Genomic DNA, 25,373 nt, shown 5'->3' on the forward strand with positions numbered 1-25,373 from the left:
GGCAGCTTTCTTGCTAATAAATAGAACGATGAAGTTGCAAAATGTGAGCATAACATGGACCTGTTTCGTAAAAAAGAGATTAATACATCATTTGAATCAGAATCACATCTTGTTCAATGCTTAACTGCCTTTGATTTGACCTTTTTAGGCATCGGCGCCATTATTGGCGCCGGTATCTTTATTCTGACCGGCGTTGTGGCGGCAACTGATGCAGGACCTGGAGTCGTCTTTTCTTATATATTAGCAGGCTTTGCATGTGTTTTTGCTGCTTTGTCCTATGCAGAATTGGCCGCCTCTATTGGCGGATGTGGCAGTGCTTACGGGTATGCTTATACAGGCTTCGGTGAACTCATTGCATGGATTGTGGGATGGGACTTATTGCTGGAATATGCTATTTCTGTTTCTGCAGTATCAGTAGGTTGGAGCAGTTATGCCAATGACTTTCTCATGGCCATTAAAATCAATCTACCTAAAGTTTTGATCCACGGTCCCACCGATGGTGGAATTTTTAATTTTTTGGCGTGTAGCATCATTGCTATCTTGACCGCATTATTAATTTGGGGTGTTAAATCGAGCGCTCGGGTCAATAATATTATGGTTCTGATAAAACTATTCGTAGTTATTTTATTTATTATCGTGGCAACTAGGGAAGTAAATCCATCCAACTGGTCGCCATTTTTACCATTCGGATGGACAGGTGTCGTTAAAGGCGCATCTTTAATATTTTTTGCCTATATCGGTTTTGATGCGGTTTCTACGGCTGCTGAAGAAGCAATTAATCCCCAGCGTGATTTGCCTATAGGAATAATCGGTTCATTATTTATTTGTACCATTTTATATATTATTGTTGCAGGATTATTAACGGGTATAGCTCACTACAGCACCCTCGATGTAGCATCCCCAATAAGTCATGCTTTATTGGTATTAGGCCATAAAACGATAGCAGGTTTTATTAGTATTGGTGCGGTAGCTGGTTTGACTACGGTCATGCTGGTTTTATTTTATGGACTTACCCGAATCATGTTTGCAATGACACGTGATGGTTTGCTTCCCCAAATTTTCTCAAAAACAAATGAATATACTCATACGCCAATCCGGGTTATTTTATTATGTGGCATTTTAATGGCGTCTCTTTCTGGTTTTGCACCCATCCATGTTTTAGCTGAGTTAGTTAATGTAGGAACTTTATTCGCATTTCTTATAGTCTGTGCAGGAGTCCTCTATTTACATTATAAAAATCCCAGTATGCATAGGCCATTCAGAACACCAGGGATGCCTTATGTTCCTATATTAGGAATAATAAGCTGCTTTTACTTAATGATTCATTTGCCTTTAATTACTTTAATTCGCTTTGCCATTTGGATGCTGATAGGATTAATTATTTATTTTGCTTTTAGCTATAGCCATAGTAGCTTGGCTAAAAAATAACTCCATTTTAAAAATCGAGTAAATTAAATATGACTTAATATTAAAGCAGCTGAAATAATTGCTGCTGCAGGAAGGGTAATCAGCCAGGATAAAAAAATTCTTTTAATGACATGCCAATGTGCTCCGCCCATACCATGAATTAATCCAACTCCTGTAATTGCCCCGGTCACAGTATGGGTTGTAGATACCGGAATCCCTAAATGAGTTGCTATAAAGAGCGATACTGCTGCACCAGTTTCAGCAGCAGAACCTTTCATGGGATCCAGTTTGGTTATTTTATATCCCATTGTTCGAACGATCCGCCATCCTCCTGCCAATGTCCCTAGACTTATTGCTGCTTGACAGGAGATAACGACCCAAAAGGGGACATAGAAAGCACCTTCAATCCAGGCAGATGAAAACAAAATAATTGAAATGATGCCCATTGTTTTTTGTCCATCATTACTACCATGGGTTAGACTGAGCATTGCGGACGAGAATAGCTGAAATCCTCGAAATAATTTATTTTTTGTTGTTTTATTGTGCGGGAATTTACTAAAAACGTAAGTAATGGACCAGGCAATGAATAATCCAAGTGCAGGAGAAACAAAAATTCCAATTAATACCTTGGTAAAACCTGAAATTTGCAGCGAATAAAATCCGCCTTTGGCAATTGCAGCTCCCGCTAACCCACCAATAAGCGCATGAGAAGAGCTGGAAGGAAGTCCATAATACCAGGTGACAAGATTCCAAAAAATGGCTCCAATTAATGCAGCTAAAATAAAATGAGTGTCAACAATATTAGGATCGATTAAGCCGCTACCCATTGTCTTCGCCACAGTAAGATTAAATACTAAAAAAGAGATAAAATTGAAAAATGCAGCCCATAATACAGCTTGTTTTGGGGTTAAAACTCGCGTTGTAACAATAGTCGCAATAGAATTCGCCGCATCATGAAAGCCATTGATAAAGTCAAAGATATAGGCAACGAAGATAACAAAAAGTGTAAACAGAATGGTGGCGTCCATTATCCAAGCTCCCTTGAGCGATAATTTGGATAATTATTCATGATTCCTTCATTTATCTTCATCATCCTTCCTTTAGAGAATTTCAATATCTCAAGAATGTGCAGGGAGCGACAGGCTCCCTTATAAAAATTCAGCAAATCATTTGAGTTTTTCTGTTTGTTCTATTCATGACCTTAAATATAATAACTCGTTTGAGTCATTAATTGGGAAACAACACGCATTAACTGTTTCACAATCAAGGGAAGTTCTATTGCCCCAGCGTTTATGGCTGTAGATGCATGGTGTTCTTCATCTTCCTTCATTTTCAGAAGAATTGCATGGGATTTTTCATCTTTTAATGGTAATTTTTTTAAATGACGTTGCAAATGATAGGCAACTTGCCTTTCTGTCTCCGCAACAAAACCCAAGCTCACTTTATCTCCTGCAAAACCCGCAAGGGCCCCCAAAACTATTGAACCGGCATACCACAATGGATTTAATAAGCTGGGTTTTGAATCCAGTTCTGCCAAACGCTCTTCACACCAGGCTAAATGTTCAATTTCTTCAGCAGCAGCATCACTCATTTGTTTTTTGATGTGGGTTAGCTGTGCTGTTAAAGCCTGGCCTTGATAAAGTGCTTGAGCGCAAACTTCTCCCGAGTGGTTTACCCGCATGAGACCCGCTGCATGTTTTTTTTCGTCGGTTGAGAGATTGGTATCTTCAACCTGTGTTGCTGGGGAAGGGCGAATACTTGCCCTTTTAGGTGGAGGAAATAAAGTGCGAAGTGCATTGTCTACTTCGGAAATGATCGTATCAAGCATATTCATGGGGTAGGATAGTTACAATTCAAAATATCAATGGTAGCTCTTTTTAGGGGGTCACCGCCAGCTTTTTCTGGTGTGCCTTATTGTAATCTTCCAAACTTGTCCTGGGCTATTGTCTCCTTGTAAAAGAGAAGGTTTTAAACCATTGTTGGACTCTTTAAAAATTCCATATTGCTTTATTGCTGGATCCAGTCCCGAAGTACGGCGACTGTTTCTTGGTGGATCTTAAGAAGCTGTTGGTATAGCATTTGAGGGTAAATTTCTGGATTGTTTTCAAAATGTTTTTCTAAAACTTCGCAAGCATGGCGCATGCGAAGTGTACCGCAATATAAAGCGCTGCTTTTCATTTTATGAGTTAATTTATTAATTTGAATGAGATCTTGTTTCTCCCAAGCTTGTGCTGTCTTGATGATATCTTTAGTATTCTCTTTTATGAGAAGATCCAGTATTTTTTTTAAAGCGATTTCTGATCCAAAATTTTTAATTCCAAAAGTACTATCAAATAAAGGATATTCATCGAATTCCCTGATTGAATTCGTATTCAAACCCGGAGAATCCAAGGATTGAAAATTGGGTTTATGATAAAGGATTAAAAGATCCTGAAGCATTTGGTGATTTAGAGGCTTAGTAAGGACTTGGTTCATTCCCGCGTCTAAACATTCTTTTTCTACATCAGCTACAGCATGGGCGGTCAACCCAACGATAGGCGTGGGCAATTGATTGTGCTTTTGCTCGTACATTCGAAATTTTTGGGACAACTCAATCCCTGTCATGTCTGGTAAACCAATATCAGTTAATATCCATTTGAAAGAATTGGATTGAAACAATTCTAAACCTTGATTCCCTGTAGGGGCGGATAAAAAACAGACACCAGATTGTTGTAAAAGATTTTCGACCATTTTTAAAGCAATGGCATTATCCTCAATTATGAGCACAAGAGGATGGTCTTCTTTAATTTCTAACAAGTTTGTTTTTTTTATGGGGACATGAATTTGCGTCGACTCCGGATGTTCTATAGGTTTTTCAACACAATCCACAGGAATGGTCAAGGTGAAAGTGGTTCCTGTGTGTAATGCAGAGTCGACTCGAATTTTGCCTTTGAGAAGTTGAGTATAACGTTTAACGATATGCAGTCCCACCCCATGGCCTGAGTACATTTTTTCAGGTGAAGGTAAAGCTCGATAGAAGCGCTTGAAAATTTTGTCCCTATCCTTTGGTCTAATTCCAGGTCCTGTGTCTTTGACATAAATTTCAAGAAACATTTTCTCATGGCGAGGTTTGGGTCTGACACCTATTTCAATAAAACCTTTTTCTGTAAATTTAACAGCATTACCTAATAGATTGAGTAAAATACGATGAAGTTTTATGGTATCGGTACGTATCCATTCAGGAGTATCGCAGTCAATATTAATGATTAACTCTAGCTTTTTTAAGGTGATACTCGGTAATTCCAAATCGGCAATACTTCGAATTAAATGATGTATACTGCAGACCGAATGATTCACTATATTTTCTTTTTGGCTTCCAGCGGCAATAATATCAAGCACTCCATTCAATAATGCATAGAGCTGCTCTCCACTGATATGAATCATATGAGCATACTCTTGCTCTTGAGTATTCTTCACCTGTTTTGCAAGAATACTGGATAGGCCAATAATTCCACTTAAAGGCGTTCGGATGTCATGGCTCATATTACGTATGAATTCATCTTTTGCAGTGTTTGCTGCTTCAGACTTTTCTTTTGCTTCTTTAAGTTCGGATTCAATTTTTTTAAGATGGGTAATATCAATCGTATTACCAAGAATACCGATAACTTTCCCAGATTTATCCAACAAAGGTCTTTTAGTTGACAGTAAAACGATTTCTTCACCTGAGGGCAAAAGCGTTATTTCTTCTCGAGATAATTCTATATTTTTTTCAATAACCTCAAGATCATTGGCCCGATAAATATCAGCTGTTTGTTTACCAAATAACTCATAATCTGTTTTACCAAGAACTTCTCTTTCATCACATTGCTCGATAAATTTCATCTGATAGAGGCTTTGAACACAGCGTTGATTCATCCCAGACCAAACTCCGTTGACATCTTTCCAATAGACATCTCCCGGAACTGCGTCCAACAGATTTTTTAACTGGAAATATTGTGCTTCCATTTGACTGATTCTATTTTGCAATGCACTAATTTCATTTTCTAAATTGACTATCAATTTTGCAGTATGGGAAGGTTCTGTTTTTGCCATTTTATTCCATTCAAAATTCTTTTTATAAGGACCTAAATCATCTAGATCCGGTAAAATCTGTTTCAAAAATACCAATTTATTTTTAAAGCATAGCATAGATAAATTATCACAAATATTTCATGGAAATTTCGGAGTTTTATTGAATTTATTGTTCTTAAATTCGATATCATGGTTTATTTATATTCTGTTATAATGAGGCAAGTGAATTTTAGGCAAAAACATGCTTACTCCAGACGGACATTGTGCTAAGAAAATAGAAAAAGTAATGCTCTTGGCTCTATGGGCAAATAGCATCAGGGATGAGAAGGGATCACAAGGTTTATTAGAAACCAAAAAAATGATTTTTGCAGGTCTTGGAAAACCAACCTATCCCATTAACTCCCATACCATAGCCTCTTATCTTTCTTATTGGAAAAAACTAGACGATTTAACCAAAAAATGGAACGAAGAACCATGTCAGGTCGAAGAGGATATGGCAATTGATTATGGAGATCCTCGTGGCGACCATACTTCCAGAAGGTTAATGGCGGACATCATGTCCCGTTGGTATGAGACTGAAATTAAAGCAGAGAATGTATTATTTACTGTAGGTGGTATTGGAGCCTTAAGAGTATTATTTGAGACCTTCAATACGCATTTTGAAGAGGTTCCCCGATATCGAATCATTACTCCCTTTCCATATTATAGTGCCTATTCGAACAACCCTTCACACTGTTTACACCCAATATATGTCATGAAGGAGCCAGGGTATAAATTAACCGCTAAAGCAACGAAAGAGAGTATTGAAGAAGCTTATATCCGTGCCGAGATGGATGATGGTTTGCCTAAAGCCATTCTCATTTGCAATCCATCAAATCCTTTGGGAAATGTTGTTGATGAACATGAATTAATACAAATAGCGGATATTTTGCGTGAATATCCTGATTTGTACATCATTTTTGATGAAGCCTATACGGAAATGAGCTTTTCAGATACGCCATCTTTTTTAAAAATTGCCCCTGACCTAAAAAAAAGAATTATTATTTTACGTTCGGCAACCAAAGCCTTATCTGCTGCGGGCGAGCGGATGGCAATACTTTTAGTATTTGAACCCACTTTAATGAATGAGATGCTCAATAAAAATATTAGCTATTTTATTCATGCACCACGTTCAGCCCAGGCTGCCTACGCCCAAACCATGGCAAGTTTTGGGACTGAAGAAAAAAATAAGATAGCCTCATTCTATAAGGAAAAGGTAGATTATGTAGTGGGACGATTGAAAAATATGGGCGCCGCAATGCCTGATCCCCTATATCATGTGGAAGCTACATTTTATGTTCTTGCTGATTTTAGCGATATGTTTGGATTGCCTCTGCCAAAAGAATCCGCGCGAGTTTTTCAAAAAAGCGGACTTGTTAAGACCGATGAAGATTTGGCCTATTATTTGTTATTTGAAGAAAATGTAATGATAACTCCATTATCCTATTTTGGTTTGTCACCATATGATGGTTTCATGCGTATTACTTGTAGTGGCCGAGAAAAAGAGCTGCAGGATCTCATGGACAGATTAGAACACAAACTATTTGAATCGAGAAAAAACATTAAAAATATTTTCTTGCAAAGAATAAACAATAGATTGCCCGAATTAGCCAAACTCGATAATCATATGTATGACCTTATTTACCGGAAATTACAAATAATGAAAAAGGAAAAAGATAATTGTTTGCGTTTAAAATCCCAGAATCAAATATTAAAAAAAATTGAGGATACGATAAATGATTTTTTAGGATTGATGCAGTTATAAGCGGCTTTGTAACGCAAAGGGTTTATCCTGAAATAGATAGAGAACGTTAGCCCGCGGACAAAGCCGCGGAGTGTCAGATATAAGGATCATCTATCCTTTTCTATATTCGATCGAATATGACGAGTATATCATTTAACCGGAAATGAATTGCTTAATCGTTCGGGTTAATCGACTCACTAATTCAATAATTTCATCTTCATTAATAATCAGTGGCGGTAACAAACGTATTACAGTATCTGCAGTCACATTAAAAAGGATGCCCTGCTCTATACCTAATAAACGTGCGTCAAGGGCAGGTCGGTCCAGTTCGATGCCAATCATGTAACCTTTTCCGCGTATCCCTTTAATTCCTGTTAGTTCGCCAAGGTTTCTGATTAACTGATCCATCAGATAAACACTATTTTTAGCAACTTTTTCGCAAATTTTATCGCGTTCCATGACATTCAAAACAGTTAATGCTGTAGCACAGGCTAGAGGGTTACCGCCAAAAGTCGAACCATGATTTCCTGGCTTAAATAAATCCTTTGCTCGTTTACTGATTAGGCAAGCACCTATTGGAACGCCATTTCCTAAACCTTTTGCTGTAGTCAGAACATCAGGTTGAATGTCATAATGCATGCAGGTAAAAAGCTTTCCTGTGCGCCCGTTTCCGGTTTGGATTTCATCAAAGATAAGCATCCAGTCGTGTTGTTCACAAAGTTTAGCGAGAGATCGGAGATAACTTTCTTCTGCTGCATATATTCCGCCTTCTCCCTGAATGGGTTCAAGCATCACCGCAACGACATCTTCTCTATTGGCTGCGATGGTATGAATCGCATCTAAATCATTATATGGGGCGCGGATAAATCCTGGAACCAGGGGTTCAAATCCTGCCTGAACCTTGCGGCTTCCCGAAGCAGTTAATGTGGCCATAGTACGACCATGAAACGCTCTCTCCATGACAATAATCGATGGAGTTTCGATACCTTTTTTATGGCCAAAAAGACGGGTCAATTTTATTGCTGCCTCATTCGCTTCAGCTCCAGAATTAGCAAAAAAAACTTGTTCCATACCAGCCATAGCTGTTAATTTTTCAGCGAGTAATTCTTGTTCTCTGATATGAAAAGTATTTGAAGTATGGATGAGCTTAGCTGCTTGTTCCTGAATGGTTTTTGTCACATCCGGATGTGCATGCCCTAACCCGCAAACCGCTATCCCGCTTAAAGCGTCAAGATAAGCTTTGCCTTGTTCGTCATACAACCAAATTCCTTCTCCATGCGTGAAAGTTATTGGCATAGGATTATAACTAGTTATTAAAGCCATAAATTTTTCCTTAAAACTGAAGGATTCCACTCAAAATTATCTCTCTCGCTTCGAGAGAGATAGGATCCGGTCACATTATAGACATAACTTTCTTTGCTATGCTATATCAAGCGGGAATTATCAGTAAAAAGGAACTTATCTCATATTGCTGTTTACGAAATCCCAATTGACTAGTTTCCAGAATGCAGAGACATAGTCAGGACGAGCATTACGGTAATCGATATAGTAAGCGTGTTCCCAAACATCGCAGGTTAAAAGTGCAGTTAAACCTTCCGTCATGGGAGTAGCTGCATTACTGGTACTCACTATTTTTAATGCGCCAGAATTGTCTTGAACAAGCCATGCCCATCCTGAACCAAAAGTGGAAATGGCAGTTTGGGTAAACTGTTCTTTAAAGTCATGAAACGAACCAAAATGTTTATGAATGGCTTCAGCCAGTTTGCCTTTGGGCTCATTACCGCCATTAGGGCTAAGGCAATGCCAGTAAAAAGTATGATTCCAAACTTGAGCGGCGTTATTAAAAATCCCGCCTTTTGAATTTTTTATAATTTCTTCAAGTTCCATCGACTCGAATTCAGTGTCTTGAATTAATTTATTTAAATTGGTCACGTAGGCTTGATGATGTTTGCCATAATGATACTCAAGGGTTTCACCAGAAATGTGTGGTTCTAACGCATTTTTATCATAAGGTAACTCAGGCAAAGTAAATGGCATCCTAATCTCCTCTTATTTTTATTAAGGATTAAGTTTAACAGGAAGGATATGATATTCAATGAAGAAAAACCTTTAAAGCAAAAAAAGCATGTCCGCTATAAATTAGTAGCTTTTATGCAAGAAGTTTTTACTAAAGAGTATATGTAAGGCATGGTTGATTAATTATAAATCAAATGGGACATTAGTTGGCTTTTAATAGAAGATCTGTTAATCTAATGTGTTAAAATATATAGGTTGCGGGCTTTCCGGGTTTTCGGGATAATGGGCATAAATTAACTTATTATAAAGGTGTATGCGTGGATACTTTAGAAAAAATTAAAAAGCAAATAGCGGATAATGCCATTCTGCTTTATATGAAAGGCTCACCAAAGATGCCGCAATGCGGATTTTCTGCGCGCGCAGTGCAATGCATCGAATCTTGTGGCGTGGATTTTGCTTATGTCGATGTTCTTGCAAATCCAGACATTCGCCAGACACTGCCTCAAGTTTCTGATTGGCCCACTTTTCCGCAGCTTTATGTGAAGGGAGAGTTAATCGGTGGTTCTGATATCATTGCCGAATTATTTCAGCAGGGTGAATTAGAAACCATGCTGCGCGATGCGATTGCTGCATAAAAAAGAATACCATAACAATAACTAGAATTGATGGGAGAACATAGAATGAGTGTATTAGTGGGAAGAAAAGCTCCTGATTTTACCGTAGCTGCTGTGATGCCTAACGGTGAAATTATGGACAAATTTAATTTGCACGAGCATATCAAAGGGAAGTACGGCGTTGTATTTTTCTATCCTTTGGACTTTACATTCGTATGCCCTTCTGAACTCATTGCTTTAGACCATCGTCTTGATGAATTCAAAAGCCGCAATGTGGAAGTGGTTGCTGTGTCTATCGATTCACACTTTACGCATAATGCCTACAGAAATACCCCAATTAACAAAGGTGGTATTGGGCCTGTTCGTTATACTATGGCAGCAGATATAACCCATAGTATTTGTCAATCTTACGGCGTGGAGCATCCCGCTGCAGGTGTTGCATTTCGTGGTGCATTCATTATTGATACCAACGGCGTTGTGCGCTCTCAAATTGTTAATGACTTGCCAATTGGCCGAAATGTGGATGAAATATTAAGAATCATTGATGCAGTTCAGCATTTTGAAGAAAATGGTGAAGTTTGTCCTGCGGGATGGCAAAAAGGTAAAGCAGGAATGAAAGCGTCCTCAGAAGGTGTTGCCGCATATTTGGCAGAACATTCTGATTCATTATAATAACAGCATTTAATAAAATATTTATAAATAGATTGAATTAAGTGCGTTGTTCCTGGTTTATTTTTGTTGCATGGTTTTCCACATATTGACCATGCAACAAAATAATTCTGCGGTTTTTTCCGCATCATAAATGGCTGAATGTGCTTCCAGAGCATTAAAGGAAATTCCTGCTGCTTGCGCCGCTTTAGCTAATACTGTTTGTCCATAAATAAACCCACCCAAAGTCGCGGTATCAAAGCAAGTAAAGGAATGGAAAGGAGATTTAACCCCAGTTCGTTTAATCGCCTCTTTGATAAACAGCAAATCAAACCATGCATTATGACCTACTAAAACCGCACGTTGGCATTGAGTTTTGCTCAGGGCAGAAAAAATGGGTCTGAAAAGATTTTCCAGAGCTGTTTTTTCTTCTACAGCAAAACGCAAAGGCTGGTAGGGATCGATTTGATTAAATTCAAGTGATTTCTGATCCAGTTCAGCGCCTGGAAAAGGAAGAATATGTTCGAAATGTCGATCACCAGGATAAATATTCCCATGTTCATCCATATGGGTTAACACAATGCACATTTCTAATAATGCATTTTTACAGGGATCAACGCCCGCAGTCTCTAAATCCACGACTACAGGCAGAAAACCTCGAAAACGCTCTTTTAAACTCATAGAAAATATCTTACTTTGCGAGCTCGTCATGAATACTCCATTGAATGGTTTCTCCCGCAGCAATTGGAACTACCTGGCTGGTTCCCAAAGGTAGGTGGCTAGGTATGATTTGAGGTGTTTTAATTAATTCAATGTGTTCTTGATTTATCGGTAATTGATAGAATTCCGCCCCAAAGCGGCTAAGAAAAGAATTCAGTTTGCTTAACTGGTTTAGTTCATCGAATATTTGCGTATATAGAGCAAGTGCGAAAGGTGCAGAATAAATCCCTGCACATCCACAAGCAGTTTCTTTTGTACTTACAACATGGGGCGCACTATCTGTTCCGGCAAAAAATTTTGGATTTCCGCTACATGCAGCCCTTTGTAATGCTTTTTGATCCTTCTCATGTTTTAAAATAGGCAAGCAATAATAATGAGGCCTCAATCCGCCTACGAGTAGTTTATTGCGATTATATAATAGATGATGGGGTGTTATGGTTGCGCTTACTGTTTCAGGGGCGTCAGTGACATACTCTACAGCGGTTAGCGTAGATATGTGCTCAAGGACAACTCTCAGTTTTGGAAAATTGTTAACGATAGGTTTTAGGTATTCATCAATAAATAAAGATTCACGTTCAAAAATATCACTATGGGTCACTTCTCCATGAATTTGTAACACCAGCTCATTATTTTGTAATGTTTCAAAAAGAGGATAAAGTTCTACCAGTGATTTAGCGCCTGCTTCAGAATTTGTAGTTGCACCAGCAGGATAAAGTTTAGCACCAAGAACATAGGAAGTTTGTGCCGCTTTATCTAGGTCTTCAGCACGCACCGAGTCATTCAAATAAAAAGTCATATAGGGTTGAAACCGATTGCCCTTAGGTAAAGCCGCCAGAATTCTTTGCCGGTATTCATCTATAGAAGATAATGTAGTTAGGGCAGGCTTTAGGTTTGGCATAACCAGGGCACGTGCAAAATGTGCTGCAACATCAGCCACGGTATGCTGCAACATCTCATTATCTCTAAGGTGAATGTGCCAGTCATCGGGACGATTGATTAAAATAGTTTGCATGGTACTGTTTCTCACATCTAAGCCAATTCGCTAGGATAACATGAAATAACCCGCGAGAATGAATGAAAGATGCTACTTATGTTATTTTCAAGTCATTTTGTACGATATTTAATAATGTAATTTGATCAAGTATATTGGATAAATGCATTGTTCCTCATTCAAAATGAATCACACTATATATAAAAGAATAAACCTATAAAAAAATGATTGCATGTTTTCAAAGATATATTATATTAATTAATTCTCTTTGATACGAGAGGTATGGATCAATCCATTTTGTACACAAATTCAAAGAATTGCCATGCTGATCAAAAAAGAGAGTCGCTGCTCAAAAAATACATATCTATCTGAAAAATATTAACTTTTTTTGAAAATCTTCTTGACTTATTTTACTCCACTGCTAATACTCACACTGTTGCATGCATCGACCTGAAGCGACGACGGCATGCTAATGACAACTCCTAGTAGAGAGTTATCAATGAAATAGGAAACAATAATAATTTATGCGGAGACATAAGCATGTTAAGTTTAAAAAAAACCACTTTAGCAATTTTAGCTTTAGGCAGCAGTTCATTATTTGCAGGTACTATGGGCCCAGTTTGCACCCCAGGTAATGTTACAGTACCTTGTCCAAGCACTGGATGGAATGTTGGTGGACAAGCACTAATATTTCAAATGATGACTGATAATGATATTTCCTTAGATTTAGGTGTTGGCCCCGCTGGTGCTTCTATTAACACTGATTTAGATGCGCAATGGGATTGGGGTTTCCAAATTGAAGGCTCTTATCACTTCAATACTGGTAATGACATCACAATTAGCTGGTATCGCATTGATACAAGCTGGAACAACTCCGAATTCACTCCTGGTTTTGATCCCGGTTTGGTTATCGGTTTTGGTCACAAAAACAGATGGGATGCAGTTAACGGTGAATTTGGTCAATTCGTTGACTTTAGTGCGACGATTGTGGATGGCAATTTGCTAGCATCAAAAGAAGCGTTCATGCATTCGCAGCTGATGTAGATGGCGATGTTGATGATTTCGTAGCTGGTTTCAACGGTGACACTCAGTTCAACGGCTTTGGTCCACGTACTGGTATCGATATGAACTATGTATTCGGTAACGGTTTTGGTATCTATGCTAAAGCAGCTGCTGCATTATTGGTTGGGAATCAACAGCATTCATATAATTTAGGTACGTTTGATCCTGATACTGGTGCTTTGTTTGATTTCAATGTTGGTGGTTCAAGAACTGCGGTTATTCCAGAATTGGAAGCTAAATTAGGCGCAAGCTACGATTATCCATTAGCACAAGGTGATCTGATTCTTGATGCGGGTTACATGTGGTTCGACTACATCCATGCATTAAATGCAACAGTATTACCAGTTACTGCAACTGATTTCGCTGCTGCTGGCCCCTATTTTGGTCTTAAGTATATAGGAAATATTTAATTCGATATCAATTAATTAAATTTAATCTATACTGTTGACTTTATTAAAGTCAGGTTAGATAATTGAGCAAGGTACGCTCTCGGTATAGAGCGAATATGCGTACCGTTGCTAACAATTTAAATTGGTAACGAACGGAAATAATAATAAAAAAGTGGAGATAAGCATGTTAAATTTGAAAAAAACAGCGTTAGCTGTTCTTGCTTTAGGTAGCAGTGCAGTATTCGCTGGTACCATGGGCCCAGTTTGTACCCCAGGTAATGTTACAGTTCCTTGCCCAAGTACTGGATGGAATGTTGGTGGACAAGCATTAGTTTTCCAAATGATGACTGATAACGACATCACTTTAGATTTAGATGTTGGTCCAGCAGGTGCTTCTATTCACACTGACTTAGATGCTCAATGGGATTGGGGTTTCCAAATCGAAGGTTCTTACCACTTCAACACTGGTAACGACATCACAATTAACTGGTATCATATTGATACAGGTTGGAACAACTCCGAGTTCACTCCTGGCTTTGCTCCCGAATTAGCTATCGGTTTTGGTCACAAAAACAGATGGGATGCAGTTAACGGTGAATTTGGTCAATTCGTTGACTTTAGTGCCAACAAAAAAATCCGTTTCCATGGCGGATGGCAATTTGCTAGCATCAAAAGAAGCGTTCATGCATTCGCAGCTGATATAGATGGCGATGCTGATGATTTCTTAGCTGGTTTCAACGGTGACACTCAGTTCAACGGCTTTGGTCCACGTACTGGTATCGACATGAACTATGTATTCGGTAACGGTTTTGGTATCTATGCTAAAGCAGCTGCTGCATTACTCGTTGGTAATCAGAAGCATTCTTACAATTTCGACACTTTTGATCCTATTACTGGCGCTGATATATTTGCGTTCAATGTTAGTGGTTCAAGAACTGCAGTTATTCCAGAATTAGAAGCTAAGTTAGGTGCTAGCTACTCTTATGCTATGGCACAAGGTGACCTGACTCTGGATGCTGGTTACATGTGGTTTGACTACATCCATGCATTAAATGCAACAGTATTACCAGTTACTGCAACTGATTTCGCTGCTGCTGGTCCTTATTTCGGTCTGAAGTATGTAGGAAATGTTTAATTTCTTAATTGATTAAGATCTTATAAAAGCCCGTCATTCTTGATGGGCTTTTTTTTTCTAATGGAGTATACATGTTTAAACAAGCAACTATAGCTGTATTGGGTATGGCAGCAAGCATCGCTACTGCCGGTAGTATGGGTCCAGTTTGTACCCCGGGCAACGTGACAGTGCCTTGTGTTACAAAGTTTTGGGATTTTAGTGCACAAGCATTGTATTTAAGATCTATTTTAGGTAGTGAAAGAGCAACTCAGTTCGGTACCTTGCCCTTAGGTAAAGAAGTAAAAAGTGATTGGAACTGGGGATATTTTTTAGAAGGTTCTTATCATTTTAGTACAGGTAATGACATCACCATAAACTGGATGCATTACAGTACCTCCATAGATCCTACAGATTTTCTTGGAACTTTGACAATCCCTGCAATAGGTGTACCTCCCATTCCAGCTCCGTTTGAATTAATTACCCGAAACAGAATTGATCAAGTTAATTTAGTACTAGGTCAACACACTGACGTCAGCATGAGAAAGAAAATGCGCTTCTATGGTGGTTTGCAATATGCAAACATTCAAGCGACATCCACAAACTACTATACAACAGATTTTATTCCTTCTATTGCTAGTAACCCATTTAGCAAATTTGACAATACGGATTACAAAGGAATAGGTCCTGTAGCTGGCATCGATTATGCTTTCTACCTTACTGAAGCATTAAGCCTAACTGCAAATGGGAGTGGTTCTATTCTTTATGGAACGAACCGCTATCATGCCGGATTTGTAGTAGCACCGTTTGATGCGATTGTTGAACAAGTATTTTTCCGTAAAAAAGGTATTGTTCCCAGTTTGGAAGCAAAACTTGGCGTTAATTATTCCCATGAAACCCCTATAGGTTTGGCAAATATTCAAGCCGGATATCAAGTTGTCAATTATTTCCATGCATTGGAAGAACAACCGTTACCTAATCTATTTGGTCCGGTACGTTCAGTGGATTATGGTCTTTTTGGACCATATTTTGGCTTAAAATTGCTGGGTTATGTCTAAATAATCAATACAAAGTTTTAAATATGAAAACCCATACGCGCGTATGGGTTTTTTTTTCTTTAATTAAGATACAAAAATTAGGCAAATTTGTGAAAAAGAGGCTAGCCACTCCTGATTTACCAAGCTATAATTTTCTGCCATTCCACTGTGGAAGTAAAAATAATGAACAGGAGTACCGCATGCAGTATAAAAAAATTCTTTTGGCCTTAGTCTGTTTGTCATCGCCACTCTATGCGGAACATGATCAACAGTTGCAACATCAAATCGCTCAATTGCAAAAAGAAGCGCAACAACTTCAAGCTCAATTAGATAGTTTACAAAAGAAGATGGTTTCTCATCAAAAGAAACAATCCGGGACTGTACATAAAAAAGAAACAAAAAAACAAGAACCTATACCGCCCAAAAAACAGGCCAAAAAACATGGTCAAAAACATGGTGATGAGCCAGGTAATCAACAGAAGATGATCAAATACCATTCATCAGCGTTGACGGTGCATACTCCTGAAGAACATCCAGAATCAGTGGGATTTTATCCAAGTGCCTTGGTCGCAGAAGGACGTGTAGTCAGTTATATTGCGGGTACGCCTGTAGTTGCTTCCCCGTATTTAGGTGATAGACCAGCATTTGATGGTTCAGACTATATTGTTAACATCTCCAGTATTAATCGGGACGTGCGTTTAATGCAACAACGTCGAAGATTATATAGGGCATATCGAAATATGGGATACCCCATACCTGAAAGACCCATTATTGCCCTGAGCGGAAAAGCTGAGCCTGTGGGGATGATCAATAGTGATTATGTTGGGGGCACAAATGTTGATCTAACTTTAGGTTCTAGTGAACTCGATGTTGCTGCAGCATTAAACCAGAATGTCGAAGCGTACATCGCAATTGCCTATGATGCGAGTCCACCTGAAGTAGGTCCAAGGATTGATAATTCTGCCTTTAATTTAAACATGGGCTTTGTCAACATTGGAAATTTAGATAAATCTCCTTTTTATTTTACAGCTGGCCAAGTGTATGTCCCTTTCGGACGCTATTCTAGTTCTATGATTAGCTCACCTTTAACGTTGGATTTAGCCAGAACCAAAACAAGACCTTTTATTCTTGGTTATAAATCTCAAACCGATACCGGCCCATTTGCAGCAACATATATATATAGGAGTGATACTAATTTAGGAAGATCAGGAGTAGGGGGAGTCAACGGAGGATATGTCTTTGCATTCAATGACTTAAGTGGTGAAATTGGGGCAAGTTATATTAGTTCGATTAATGATGCGGCAGGAATGCAAAGTACCGCAGCAAATCCTGGGAATTTTGGTGGATTTGGATCCGTACTGAATGGAAATGAATTGGTACGTAAGACGCAAGCTGTCGATATTTATGGGAACATGGCGTATGACCGATTTAATTTTGCAGCTGAGTGGGTGACTGCTACTCAGGCATTTAGAACTCAAGATTTGAGTTTCAATGGCCATGGAGCCAAGCCACAAGCACTGCAGACCGAAATTGATATGACATTTAAGGCATTTAATAGACCAGCTTCCATTGGGGTTGGTTATCAAAGAACTAAAGATGCACTCGCCCTGAATTTGCCGGAACATCGTTTTATTGGCGTATTTAACATTTCAATATGGAAAGATACTGTAGAAAGTATCGAATATCGACATGAAATAGATTATGGTGCAAATGATTTTGCGAATGGTGCAGCACCTACAGGGCTAGTTAATACACCCACAATAGGAACTGGAGGTTCTGCGGACACCGTTTCAGCACAAATTGGCGTCTATTTCTAATTCCCTATAAATTTCTCCTACCAGACGAACTTGCTTTTTTGCTCGAGTCGTCTGGCTTAAGATCCAGTTTGAAAAATGCGTTACCCAAATGCGCTCTGGTTTTGGATCGAAACGTCTGGATCCTGGGCCGTTGCATGCGACAAAGTAAATACCCCTTGTCATTCATTGAGCTAGTCCTGAAATTCCGGAGCCGTAGTTTCTTATGTACTTATCCCTTTCGTGATGGTGATCTATAAACTATGCTATCTTTTATCATATAGCGTATTTATAAAGGAAGGCAGCATGTGGACCTCTCGCAGCATGCCAAAATCCAAATTCGCGCCATTGGATCGCAGGAATATATTGAGCTATCTTAGAGTATTGCTCCTTTTTTTCTTTCTTCTACCCTTTAATTCTTATGCAGCAAAAATAGTCGAGCTGCAAATTAAGGGGCCTATTGGTCCTGCTACAGCAGACTATATCGTCCGTAATGTCGATAATGCTCAAAAAGCAGATTTAATTTTAATCACCCTGGATACGCCAGGTGGGCTGGATGAGGCAACCCGCATTATTATTCAAAAGTTTTTATCATCTAATGTTCCCATAGTGACTTATGTCAGCCCTAATGGTGCGCGAGCTGCCAGTGCCGGGACATACTTACTTTATGCCAGTACATTGGCCGCAATGGCGCCTGGCACACAACTGGGCGCAGCAAGTCCGGTTCAGGTTGGTGCTTCCGGATTGATAGATGAATCCAACTCGGGCAAACAGAGCACTATGGATAAAAAAATAACCAATGATGCCGTGGCAACGATAAGATCTCTGGCACAGATGAGGGGACGAAATCTAGATTTTGCACAAAAATCTGTCTTAGACGCGGAGACTTTAACCTCCAATGAAGCATTAAAAGATGGTGTAATTAACTATATTGCCCTTGACAACAAAGATTTACTAGCTCAGTTGAATGGTGTATCGGTAGTCCAAAATAACCAAAAAATAAAACTCAATACCGAAAATGCCCAGATCAAATTAATCCTCCCTGATTGGCGTACACGATTTTTATCAATCATTACCGATCCAACAGTAGCCTATCTTCTTCTTTTATTAGGAATATATGGAATCTTTTTTGAACTGGTCAATCCGGGTCATGTAGTTCCTGGAGTCATAGGCGCTATATCGATGTGTATTGCTCTTTATGCACTGCAATTATTGCCGATTAGTTATGCTGGTTTCTTTTTAATTCTTTTAGGCATCGCATTTATTATTACTGAGGCTTTTGTAGCTGCTTATGGTTCTCTTGGCGTCGGGGGGACCATTGCTTTTATCATAGGATCGATTATGTTAATGGATACCGACAATAAGGTGTATCAAATCGCCTGGTCGGCAATTGCAGCAATGGCCTTTATCAATCTATTCTTTTTCGTAACGATTATAGGGATGGCGATAAAGGCGAGACAGCAAAGAGTGAAGAATGGATTATCTATTTTAATTGGCGCGAAGGGCCATACGCTGGGTGAAATAAATCTTAAGGGACAAGCCATGATCCATGGGGAGATTTGGAGTGTATATTCGAAACAATTTATCGCAGCAAATAAACCAGTCACAGTTATAAAAACTTCAGGGCTATTACTGGAAATCGTAGAAGATTTGAGTTCTCAAGGAGGATAAAATGGGCACTTTTTTAACGGTAGTCATTGTCGCTGTTTTGTTGCTATTGATATCTGCAGTCAAAGTATTTAGGGAATATGAAAGGGGTGTCGTGTTTATGCTAGGGCGCTTTTGGAAAGTTAAAGGTCCTGGTTTAGTACTTATCATTCCAGTAATTCAGCAAGTGGTAAGGGTGGATTTACGCACTATTGTCATGGATGTGCCCAGTCAGGATGTGATATCTAAAGACAATGTGTCTGTTAGGGTAAATGCGGTACTTTATTTTCGTGTTGTCATTCCCGAAAATGCCATCATTCAGGTTGAAAATTATTACGAGGCAACCAGTCAATTAGCCCAAACCACGCTTCGTTCAGTGTTGGGTCAGCATGAGCTGGACGAAATGCTTTCCGAACGGGAACAATTAAATAGTGATGTGCAAAAAATATTGGATTCACAAACCGATAACTGGGGAATTAAGGTCTCTAATGTGGAGATTAAACGTGTTGATTTAGATGAAAGTATGATTCGAGCTATAGCGCGACAAGCTGAGGCAGAACGTGAACGGCGCGCTAAAATAATCCATGCTGAAGGAGAGCTGCAAGCTTCTGCCAAGTTGCTGGAGGCATCTCAAGTTTTGGCGCAACAACCTCAAGCCATGCAGTTACGTTATTTGCAGACATTAGCCGCCATCGCCAGCAATAATAATTCGACCATTGTCTTTCCTATGCCTATGGAGCTTGGTGATATTCTCTCTAACATGGCTTTAAAGAAAAAATAACTTCAGTATGACTCGTATTTAACGAACGCTTTAACTATTTTACTTTGAGATTCTTACTCAAGCCGATAGGAAAGAAATTGAATCTTTTCTTCAATAGTGATAGAACACTCCTTTTGAAGAAATCATGAGAGGTCATTGTGTCGATTAAATCGGATAGATGGATAGAAAAAATGGCGCATGAATATGGAATGATATCGCCATTCCAACCAGGACAAGTGCGTGAAAATGAGAATGGAAGGATTATTTCCTATGGGGTATCCAGCTATGGATATGATGTACGTTGTGCCAATGAATTTAAAATTTTTACGAATATTAATTCTGCTGTTGTTGATCCCAAAGCGTTCGATGAGAACAGCTTTGTTGATGTGCAATCCGATGTATGTATTATTCCCCCTAATTCTTTTGCATTAGCAAGGACAGTAGAATATTTTCGTATCCCCCGTAATATTTTAACGATTTGCCTTGGTAAATCTACTTATGCGCGTTGTGGTATTATTGTCAATGTAACTCCCCTGGAGCCAGAGTGGGAAGGCCATGTGACGTTAGAATTTTCCAATACGACAACATTGCCTGCCAAAATATATGCACATGAGGGCGTTGCACAAATGCTGTTTTTAGAAGCATCCGAAGTTTGTGCGGTATCATATCGTGATAGGGGTGGAAAATATCAAGGCCAAACCGGAGTTACTTTACCTCGAACTTGATCTTATAAAATAATAATCTGGGGGGCAAAGAAGTAAGCCCCGGGTTTTCCACATGAATCTCTGTCATTTAAACCTGATGATTTATGAGACAAGTTGCCCCTATCTTATTCTTCGTCAGGTAATTTATGTTTATCCCGTGAAGCATCAACCCGCTCCCGTAACTCTTTTCCCGGTTTAAAGTGAGGGCTATATTTAGCTTTAGTGACTACTTTTTCCCCGGTTTTTGGATTGTGAGCATTACGTGGCGGTCGATAATGAAGAGAAAAACTGCCGAAACCCCGAATCTCAATTCTTTGATTTTTAATGAGTGCCTCGCTCATTAATTCCAATATTCTATTTATGCCATCAGCCACTTGCTTTTCAGTAAGATGCGTCATTCGAGCAGCGATGTGTTCTATGAGTTCCGATTTGATCATACCCACCTCGTTTTCGCGTGTTTCAGTATGTCACCAATACAGCTTAGGTGCTGCCTATTGTGCTTGTTTTATAAGTATAGACTGGTAAAAAAATTATTCAATATTTTCAAGACGGTTAGTTGCATGTTGTTTTCGCGTATGAATGTAGGCAAAAACAACTCCCCAACTCATCTCGACTTTAGTACGTGTCGTGACGTGAAAATGAGAGCTCTCTAATATTTTGCTGGTGGTAATCACTGTCTGGAGATGAGGTAAATTATTTATTTTCTCACTAAGTTTTTCCCACAAAGGACCAAAAAAAGCAGTGGCGTTAATAAAAATAAGGGTGGCTTCAGTTAAATCAGACTCAAGGAAATCGCCCTGAATAAATTGTATTTTGTGGGTATTTCCGCAATAGTTCTTTATGCTGGTCAATTGTTCGGCTATTTTGCAGGCATTGAGATACAATTCAGGAAATATTTCAATACCTACACTTTTATGTACCGGAAACACCATCGAACACGCAATTACGGCCTTACCGATTCCGGACCCTAAATCATAAAACACAGTATTTTCATCGGGTTTAGCCAGAGATAAAAGCGCAATAAAGGAAATAAATTCAATTTCTCCATATGCATATTCTATGGCATTTTTTTTTCGGCGTGCTCTCTGGGACAGAAGAAATCCATTATCCCCTGCCTCGTAAAGCTGGTAAAAAATTTTTTCATGTTTTTGCAAGTTTAAAAGCTTTTGCCAACGTTTTACATTAGTTTGCTTTCTTTTGAACATTAAGTGGATGACACATGTCAACAAAAGAAGGAGCAAACAAGCAAAATAAGGGATTAAATAGCTCAATGTGGTTTATATCCTTAATTTAATATGCAACGGATAATTGCTCCAGTTACTCTGAACCTTTAGAATAAGAAAATATTCTATCGTATAGAAGTATTATGAAGTAATTCAAAAAACTATGGATGGTTTTATCATGGTTTCTGTTTTTCTTGAGTCATAATCGAGTAAACTTTAAGCATCTAGTGTAGAATTATAATGTAAAGTAGTATTTTATTACTATAATGTTTTTGAAGAAATCAGTGTTTATGTAATTTTATAGCTCAGTCTGTTTCTAGTTAATATTTCCTTAATTTAGATTCTTTAGAATGGAGTTATAGAAAGGGTGGGGAGAGCATTATGGCGGGTTTTTTTGGTAACAAAGCTTACATACATCATGAACCTAGACCACGTGCAGAGTACAGTTTCATTAACGTCGGCAATGAGCAATTTCATGCTGTTGCAGTGGCTTTAATTGATTCCTTACAAAGTGATGCCCCTAGAGGCAATGATGCTACTTTGAAAAAAATCTTAGAGCGTTTTTATCAGCACTACCCTAAATACATAAGCAACCAACCTTATTTAACGATAACTGAGCGGATGGGCATGCTGCTCCATAACTCTCGAAAATCTGAGCTCGTTGAGTGCATGGCTTACGTGCTACGTCAATTGACCGTGGATGAACTCTATACCCATCCTTTGATGTACCGCGAGGTCTTTGATGGCCTAACTGCTGAAACACCTAAGAGCTATTTGCGTAATCCCGAAGTTAAGCTGCCCCCAAGTGCATTAAATGCATTGGCTCATTCTCTTGGAATTACTGTAACATTATCCTTTAAAGAACCTGGAAAGGAGTTAAGAAAAAGAGAGATATATGACGGAGAAGAATAATGGCAGGCATTAATTTAGTCATACAAGTTCAAGACAATAACTATTATCCCCGGGTAAAAAACACAGACCCTTATCGCTATGTAGGCAAATTGGCTGTTACGGGACCTGAACCTGTTAAGAATACTCAAGAGGATGGCGAGACTTTAGCGAATATTATCCAAGTGATCAATGAGGACAATAAACAGCGGATGCATGCATATGAGCAATGCTGTAAAAGAATTTCGAGCCATGTCATTGCAAAAGAATTAACCTATGAACAGTTAAGAGAGTTTTACACGACCCATTTACCAGTTCATCCAAATGGGCAGAATATATCCGTACCTACCTTGGAACAATCGCAGGAAAAATTGGTTATAGCGGGTGCACCACAGAAGGGAAGACAACACACAACGGAGTTATTAATCAATGCAATAGCTTATTGGGGTTGCACAAACCAAGTTGATCCGGATATTTTATTTGATCAAATTGGAACTCGACCTGGCGTTTCAATGAAATAGATAACTTAGTAATGCAGTGAAGTAAAAACCCTTTTTGATTGGGCAATGTATTCTTCACTGCAAAAAAGTTTTTATAAAAATCCTTGTTCTTTCATCCAGGTATCATTAGGGAATTTTGACATGTAATTGCGAATTGAGTCAGGCAATATAACCAAACATTTTTGACCTTTTTGTAAGGAGGTCGCGGCTTGTAAGGCAGCCCACATCGCAGCGCCAGAAGACCCACCCACTAATAAACCCTCTTCCCGGATCAAGTCCCTTGCTGTTCGAAATGAATCAGTATCATTTGTTTTAATGTATTGATCAATTAAATTATTATCAAGAACATTCGGGAAAAAATCATAACCAATTCCTTCTACGGCATAGGATTTAATCTCATTTCCACCTCCAAGGATCGAACCTTCAGGATCTGCCCCGACGATTTTAATTCCAGGGTTATATTCCTTAAGATGTTTTGCAACCCCGGTAATGGTACCTCCTGTTCCGACCCCAGCAACGACCATATGTAAATCGTGACCAAAATCATTGATAATTTCCTGTGCAGTACCATGATAATGTGCATTGGGATTATTTGGATTAGAATATTGATCTAGGATAAATGAATTTGGAATTTCAGCATTAAGCCTCCTGGCCAAGGAAATGTGGCTTTCAGGAGCATCATATGCTGCTTCTGTCGGAGTGCGATAAATCTTTGCTCCTAAGCGCTCAAGCACGGATTGTTTTTCCTGGCTCATTTTTTCAGGCATGGTAATAATTACTTTATAGCCTAATACTGCTCCGGCTAACGCGATTCCTATGCCTGTATTTCCTGATGTGGGCTCAATCAATGTGTATCCAGGTTTAATATGTCCATCACGTTCTGCGTGAACAACCATTTCATACCCAATTCGATCTTTAACCGAACCTCCTGGATTAAAAAACTCACATTTAGCGTACAGTTCGCAATCAAGGTGGCGGCCTACACGATTAATTTTTACAACGGGTGTATTTCCTATGGTTGCCAGGATATTGGGATAAATCATGAAAAGTCCTTTATTAAGTAAATTATTTTGATTATAGGGTTTTTAGTAAGAAAAAAAAATTCTTGTTAATTTAAGTGGTGATTTCAAATAAATTCATCTATATTAAACTATTGAATTAAATGAATGTATTAAACAAAGCAGGGAGCTAACAATATGATAAAAATAAAATCGTTCAAGTGGTGTGTTGGAATCGCAATATCTTTAGGTTTATGTTCCTGTATGGACATGCAACGTTCCGAACATATGAATTCTCAGCATTATGAACAAATGAATGCCCAAAATCAAAATCAAAATCAAAATAAAAGCCAACACCATCAAAACGTGAGCAAGGCTAAAACGCAAAAGACTTATGCTTCCAAAGATCCATCTCAAAAGTCTACTCCAGGGCCCAAAAAGAAAGCTGCCCCACAAATCCCAGTAATACAATAACATCGTAAACATTATTTACTTTTCTCTTTGGAGGAAAGTAAATAATGTCGTTAATACTTAATAATGATAAAAATTACATTCTTTTTTCTGAATTTTAGGTTATAAAAAAATTTAAGAAATAATGAACATCTAAGGTTTGCCTTGTGAATTACCTTCAATCACAATTAAAAATGGCTACTCATAAATACTAAATATTTCATTCATATTCGCTATACCCTATTTCAAATTTTGATTAATAAAATGGGCTTTTTAGAATGATTTTAAAAAACAAAACATATATTGGTTTAACGATCCTTTTTGCATTATATCTCTCAGGTCCCTCTTGGGCTTGTACAGGACTCAATTGTACTGCAGTTGGAAACGGTGCTACTGCGGATGGGGCAGATTCCACAGCTGTAGGGGCTGGTGCTTCAGCAGCAGGTGATAGTTCCACCGCTACAGGCCAGCTGTCAGATGCATCGGGAAATAATGCCACGGCCACAGGTACCAACAGTACTGCCTCAGGCCTTGGTTCCACAGCAGTAGGAGACTCCTCATCAGCATCGGGAGATACCGCCA

The 25,373-nt window shown here is 38.7% G+C and carries 24 protein-coding genes and 1 pseudogene; 15 read left to right on the forward strand and 10 right to left on the reverse strand.

The genetic code is table 11. The features are described 5' to 3' along the window. Positions 1–54 precede the first annotated feature (54 nt). The gene (locus tag BU07_RS0113365; protein ID WP_031566819.1) at positions 55–1,428 is read left to right on the forward strand and encodes an amino acid permease; all 1,374 of its coding nucleotides are present in this window, start codon (positions 55–57) and stop codon (positions 1,426–1,428) included. A gap of 23 nt (positions 1,429–1,451) precedes the next feature. Here the strand turns inward: BU07_RS0113365 and BU07_RS0113370 are convergent, their stop codons facing one another. From BU07_RS0113370 to BU07_RS0113380, 3 genes are all read right to left on the reverse strand, one after another. Beyond that, on the reverse strand, positions 1,452–2,435 hold the full coding sequence (locus BU07_RS0113370) for an inorganic phosphate transporter (RefSeq protein WP_031566821.1): 984 nt from the start codon (positions 2,433–2,435) through the stop codon (positions 1,452–1,454). Positions 2,436–2,608: 173 nt separating this feature from the next. After that, on the reverse strand, positions 2,609–3,241 hold the full coding sequence (coq7, locus tag BU07_RS0113375; protein WP_031566823.1) for a 2-polyprenyl-3-methyl-6-methoxy-1,4-benzoquinone monooxygenase: 633 nt from the start codon (positions 3,239–3,241) through the stop codon (positions 2,609–2,611). 173 nt (positions 3,242–3,414) lie between these two features. Beyond that, positions 3,415–5,478, reverse strand: coding sequence for an ATP-binding protein (locus BU07_RS0113380; protein WP_031566825.1), 2,064 nt, complete (start codon positions 5,476–5,478; stop codon positions 3,415–3,417). A gap of 220 nt (positions 5,479–5,698) precedes the next feature. On the opposite strand from BU07_RS0113380, the gene BU07_RS0113385 reads away from it, so the two are divergent. Beyond that, complete coding sequence (locus BU07_RS0113385) at positions 5,699–7,261, forward strand: pyridoxal phosphate-dependent aminotransferase (protein ID WP_031566827.1); 1,563 nt, start codon at positions 5,699–5,701, stop codon at positions 7,259–7,261. A 132-nt stretch (positions 7,262–7,393) separates the two neighbouring features. Here the strand turns inward: BU07_RS0113385 and BU07_RS0113390 are convergent, their stop codons facing one another. Together BU07_RS0113390 and BU07_RS0113395 are read right to left on the reverse strand one after the other, a co-directional pair. After that, complete coding sequence (locus tag BU07_RS0113390; RefSeq protein WP_031566829.1) at positions 7,394–8,563, reverse strand: aspartate aminotransferase family protein; 1,170 nt, start codon at positions 8,561–8,563, stop codon at positions 7,394–7,396. Between the two features lie 135 nt (positions 8,564–8,698). After that, complete coding sequence (locus BU07_RS0113395) at positions 8,699–9,277, reverse strand: superoxide dismutase (RefSeq protein WP_031566830.1); 579 nt, start codon at positions 9,275–9,277, stop codon at positions 8,699–8,701. A 296-nt stretch (positions 9,278–9,573) separates the two neighbouring features. Here BU07_RS0113395 and grxD point away from each other — a divergent pair, with 296 nt between their 5' ends. Then, positions 9,574–9,891: a Grx4 family monothiol glutaredoxin gene (gene grxD / locus BU07_RS0113405; RefSeq protein ID WP_031566833.1), complete on the forward strand. Its 318-nt coding sequence runs from the start codon at positions 9,574–9,576 to the stop codon at positions 9,889–9,891. A gap of 45 nt (positions 9,892–9,936) precedes the next feature. Further along, positions 9,937–10,542: a peroxiredoxin gene (locus BU07_RS0113410; RefSeq protein ID WP_031566835.1), complete on the forward strand. Its 606-nt coding sequence runs from the start codon at positions 9,937–9,939 to the stop codon at positions 10,540–10,542. A gap of 57 nt (positions 10,543–10,599) precedes the next feature. Here the strand turns inward: BU07_RS0113410 and rnt are convergent, their stop codons facing one another. Further along, entirely contained in the window at positions 10,600–11,229 is a 630-nt protein-coding gene (rnt, locus tag BU07_RS0113415; protein ID WP_031566836.1) for a ribonuclease T, read from the reverse strand. After that, positions 11,210–12,250 (reverse strand): dihydroorotase, encoded by a 1,041-nt coding sequence (pyrC, locus tag BU07_RS0113420; RefSeq protein WP_031566838.1) that lies wholly within the window; start codon positions 12,248–12,250, stop codon positions 11,210–11,212. The genes rnt and pyrC overlap by 20 nt, the downstream gene beginning before the upstream one ends. 519 nt (positions 12,251–12,769) lie before the next feature. Between pyrC and BU07_RS16835 the strand changes: the two are divergent. The 7 genes and pseudogenes from BU07_RS16835 to dcd all read left to right on the forward strand — a co-directional run bounded on the left by BU07_RS16835 (position 12,770) and on the right by dcd (position 20,753). Then, a pseudogene (locus tag BU07_RS16835) lies at positions 12,770–13,701 on the forward strand (Lpg1974 family pore-forming outer membrane protein). Between the two features lie 163 nt (positions 13,702–13,864). Further along, the gene (locus BU07_RS0113430) at positions 13,865–14,815 is read left to right on the forward strand and encodes an Lpg1974 family pore-forming outer membrane protein (protein WP_031566840.1); all 951 of its coding nucleotides are present in this window, start codon (positions 13,865–13,867) and stop codon (positions 14,813–14,815) included. A 71-nt stretch (positions 14,816–14,886) separates the two neighbouring features. Then, positions 14,887–15,849 (forward strand): Lpg1974 family pore-forming outer membrane protein, encoded by a 963-nt coding sequence (locus BU07_RS0113435; RefSeq protein WP_031566843.1) that lies wholly within the window; start codon positions 14,887–14,889, stop codon positions 15,847–15,849. A 179-nt stretch (positions 15,850–16,028) separates the two neighbouring features. Further along, positions 16,029–17,645, forward strand: a complete 1,617-nt coding sequence (locus BU07_RS0113440; RefSeq protein ID WP_031566845.1) for an LbtU family siderophore porin — start codon at positions 16,029–16,031, stop codon at positions 17,643–17,645. A 300-nt stretch (positions 17,646–17,945) separates the two neighbouring features. Then, positions 17,946–19,292, forward strand: a complete 1,347-nt coding sequence (locus BU07_RS0113445) for an NfeD family protein (RefSeq protein WP_084157904.1) — start codon at positions 17,946–17,948, stop codon at positions 19,290–19,292. Position 19,293: 1 nt separating this feature from the next. After that, positions 19,294–20,049, forward strand: coding sequence for a slipin family protein (locus BU07_RS0113450; protein ID WP_031566848.1), 756 nt, complete (start codon positions 19,294–19,296; stop codon positions 20,047–20,049). A 137-nt stretch (positions 20,050–20,186) separates the two neighbouring features. Then, positions 20,187–20,753 carry a dCTP deaminase gene (gene dcd / locus BU07_RS0113455; protein WP_031566850.1) on the forward strand — a complete coding sequence of 189 codons (567 nt, stop codon included), beginning with the start codon at positions 20,187–20,189 and terminating at the stop codon, positions 20,751–20,753. A gap of 104 nt (positions 20,754–20,857) precedes the next feature. Here dcd and BU07_RS0113460 read toward each other — a convergent pair whose 3' ends face one another. Both BU07_RS0113460 and BU07_RS0113465 read right to left on the reverse strand, forming a co-directional pair. Next, positions 20,858–21,169, reverse strand: a complete 312-nt coding sequence (locus tag BU07_RS0113460; protein WP_031566852.1) for an integration host factor subunit beta — start codon at positions 21,167–21,169, stop codon at positions 20,858–20,860. 93 nt (positions 21,170–21,262) lie between these two features. Beyond that, the gene (locus BU07_RS0113465; protein ID WP_031566855.1) at positions 21,263–22,003 is read right to left on the reverse strand and encodes a class I SAM-dependent methyltransferase; all 741 of its coding nucleotides are present in this window, start codon (positions 22,001–22,003) and stop codon (positions 21,263–21,265) included. A gap of 333 nt (positions 22,004–22,336) precedes the next feature. On the opposite strand from BU07_RS0113465, the gene BU07_RS0113470 reads away from it, so the two are divergent. Both BU07_RS0113470 and BU07_RS0113475 read left to right on the forward strand, forming a co-directional pair. Next, positions 22,337–22,867, forward strand: coding sequence for a hypothetical protein (locus BU07_RS0113470; protein WP_031566857.1), 531 nt, complete (start codon positions 22,337–22,339; stop codon positions 22,865–22,867). Further along, positions 22,867–23,364 carry a hypothetical protein gene (locus BU07_RS0113475; protein ID WP_031566858.1) on the forward strand — a complete coding sequence of 166 codons (498 nt, stop codon included), beginning with the start codon at positions 22,867–22,869 and terminating at the stop codon, positions 23,362–23,364. Before BU07_RS0113470 ends, BU07_RS0113475 begins: the two co-directional genes overlap by 1 nt. Before the next feature lie 71 nt (positions 23,365–23,435). Here the strand turns inward: BU07_RS0113475 and BU07_RS0113480 are convergent, their stop codons facing one another. Next, positions 23,436–24,386, reverse strand: coding sequence for a pyridoxal-phosphate dependent enzyme (locus BU07_RS0113480; protein WP_031566861.1), 951 nt, complete (start codon positions 24,384–24,386; stop codon positions 23,436–23,438). Between the two features lie 153 nt (positions 24,387–24,539). Between BU07_RS0113480 and BU07_RS0113485 the strand changes: the two genes are divergently transcribed. Continuing rightward, the gene (locus BU07_RS0113485; RefSeq protein WP_031566862.1) at positions 24,540–24,815 is read left to right on the forward strand and encodes a hypothetical protein; all 276 of its coding nucleotides are present in this window, start codon (positions 24,540–24,542) and stop codon (positions 24,813–24,815) included. Between the two features lie 254 nt (positions 24,816–25,069). Then, a partial coding sequence (locus BU07_RS17475; RefSeq protein ID WP_031566864.1) for a hypothetical protein occupies positions 25,070–25,373 on the forward strand: 304 nt, incomplete at its 3' end.

The sequence above is a fragment of the Legionella wadsworthii DSM 21896 = ATCC 33877 genome, from assembly GCF_000701265.1.
Lineage (GTDB): Bacteria > Pseudomonadota > Gammaproteobacteria > Legionellales > Legionellaceae > Legionella > Legionella wadsworthii.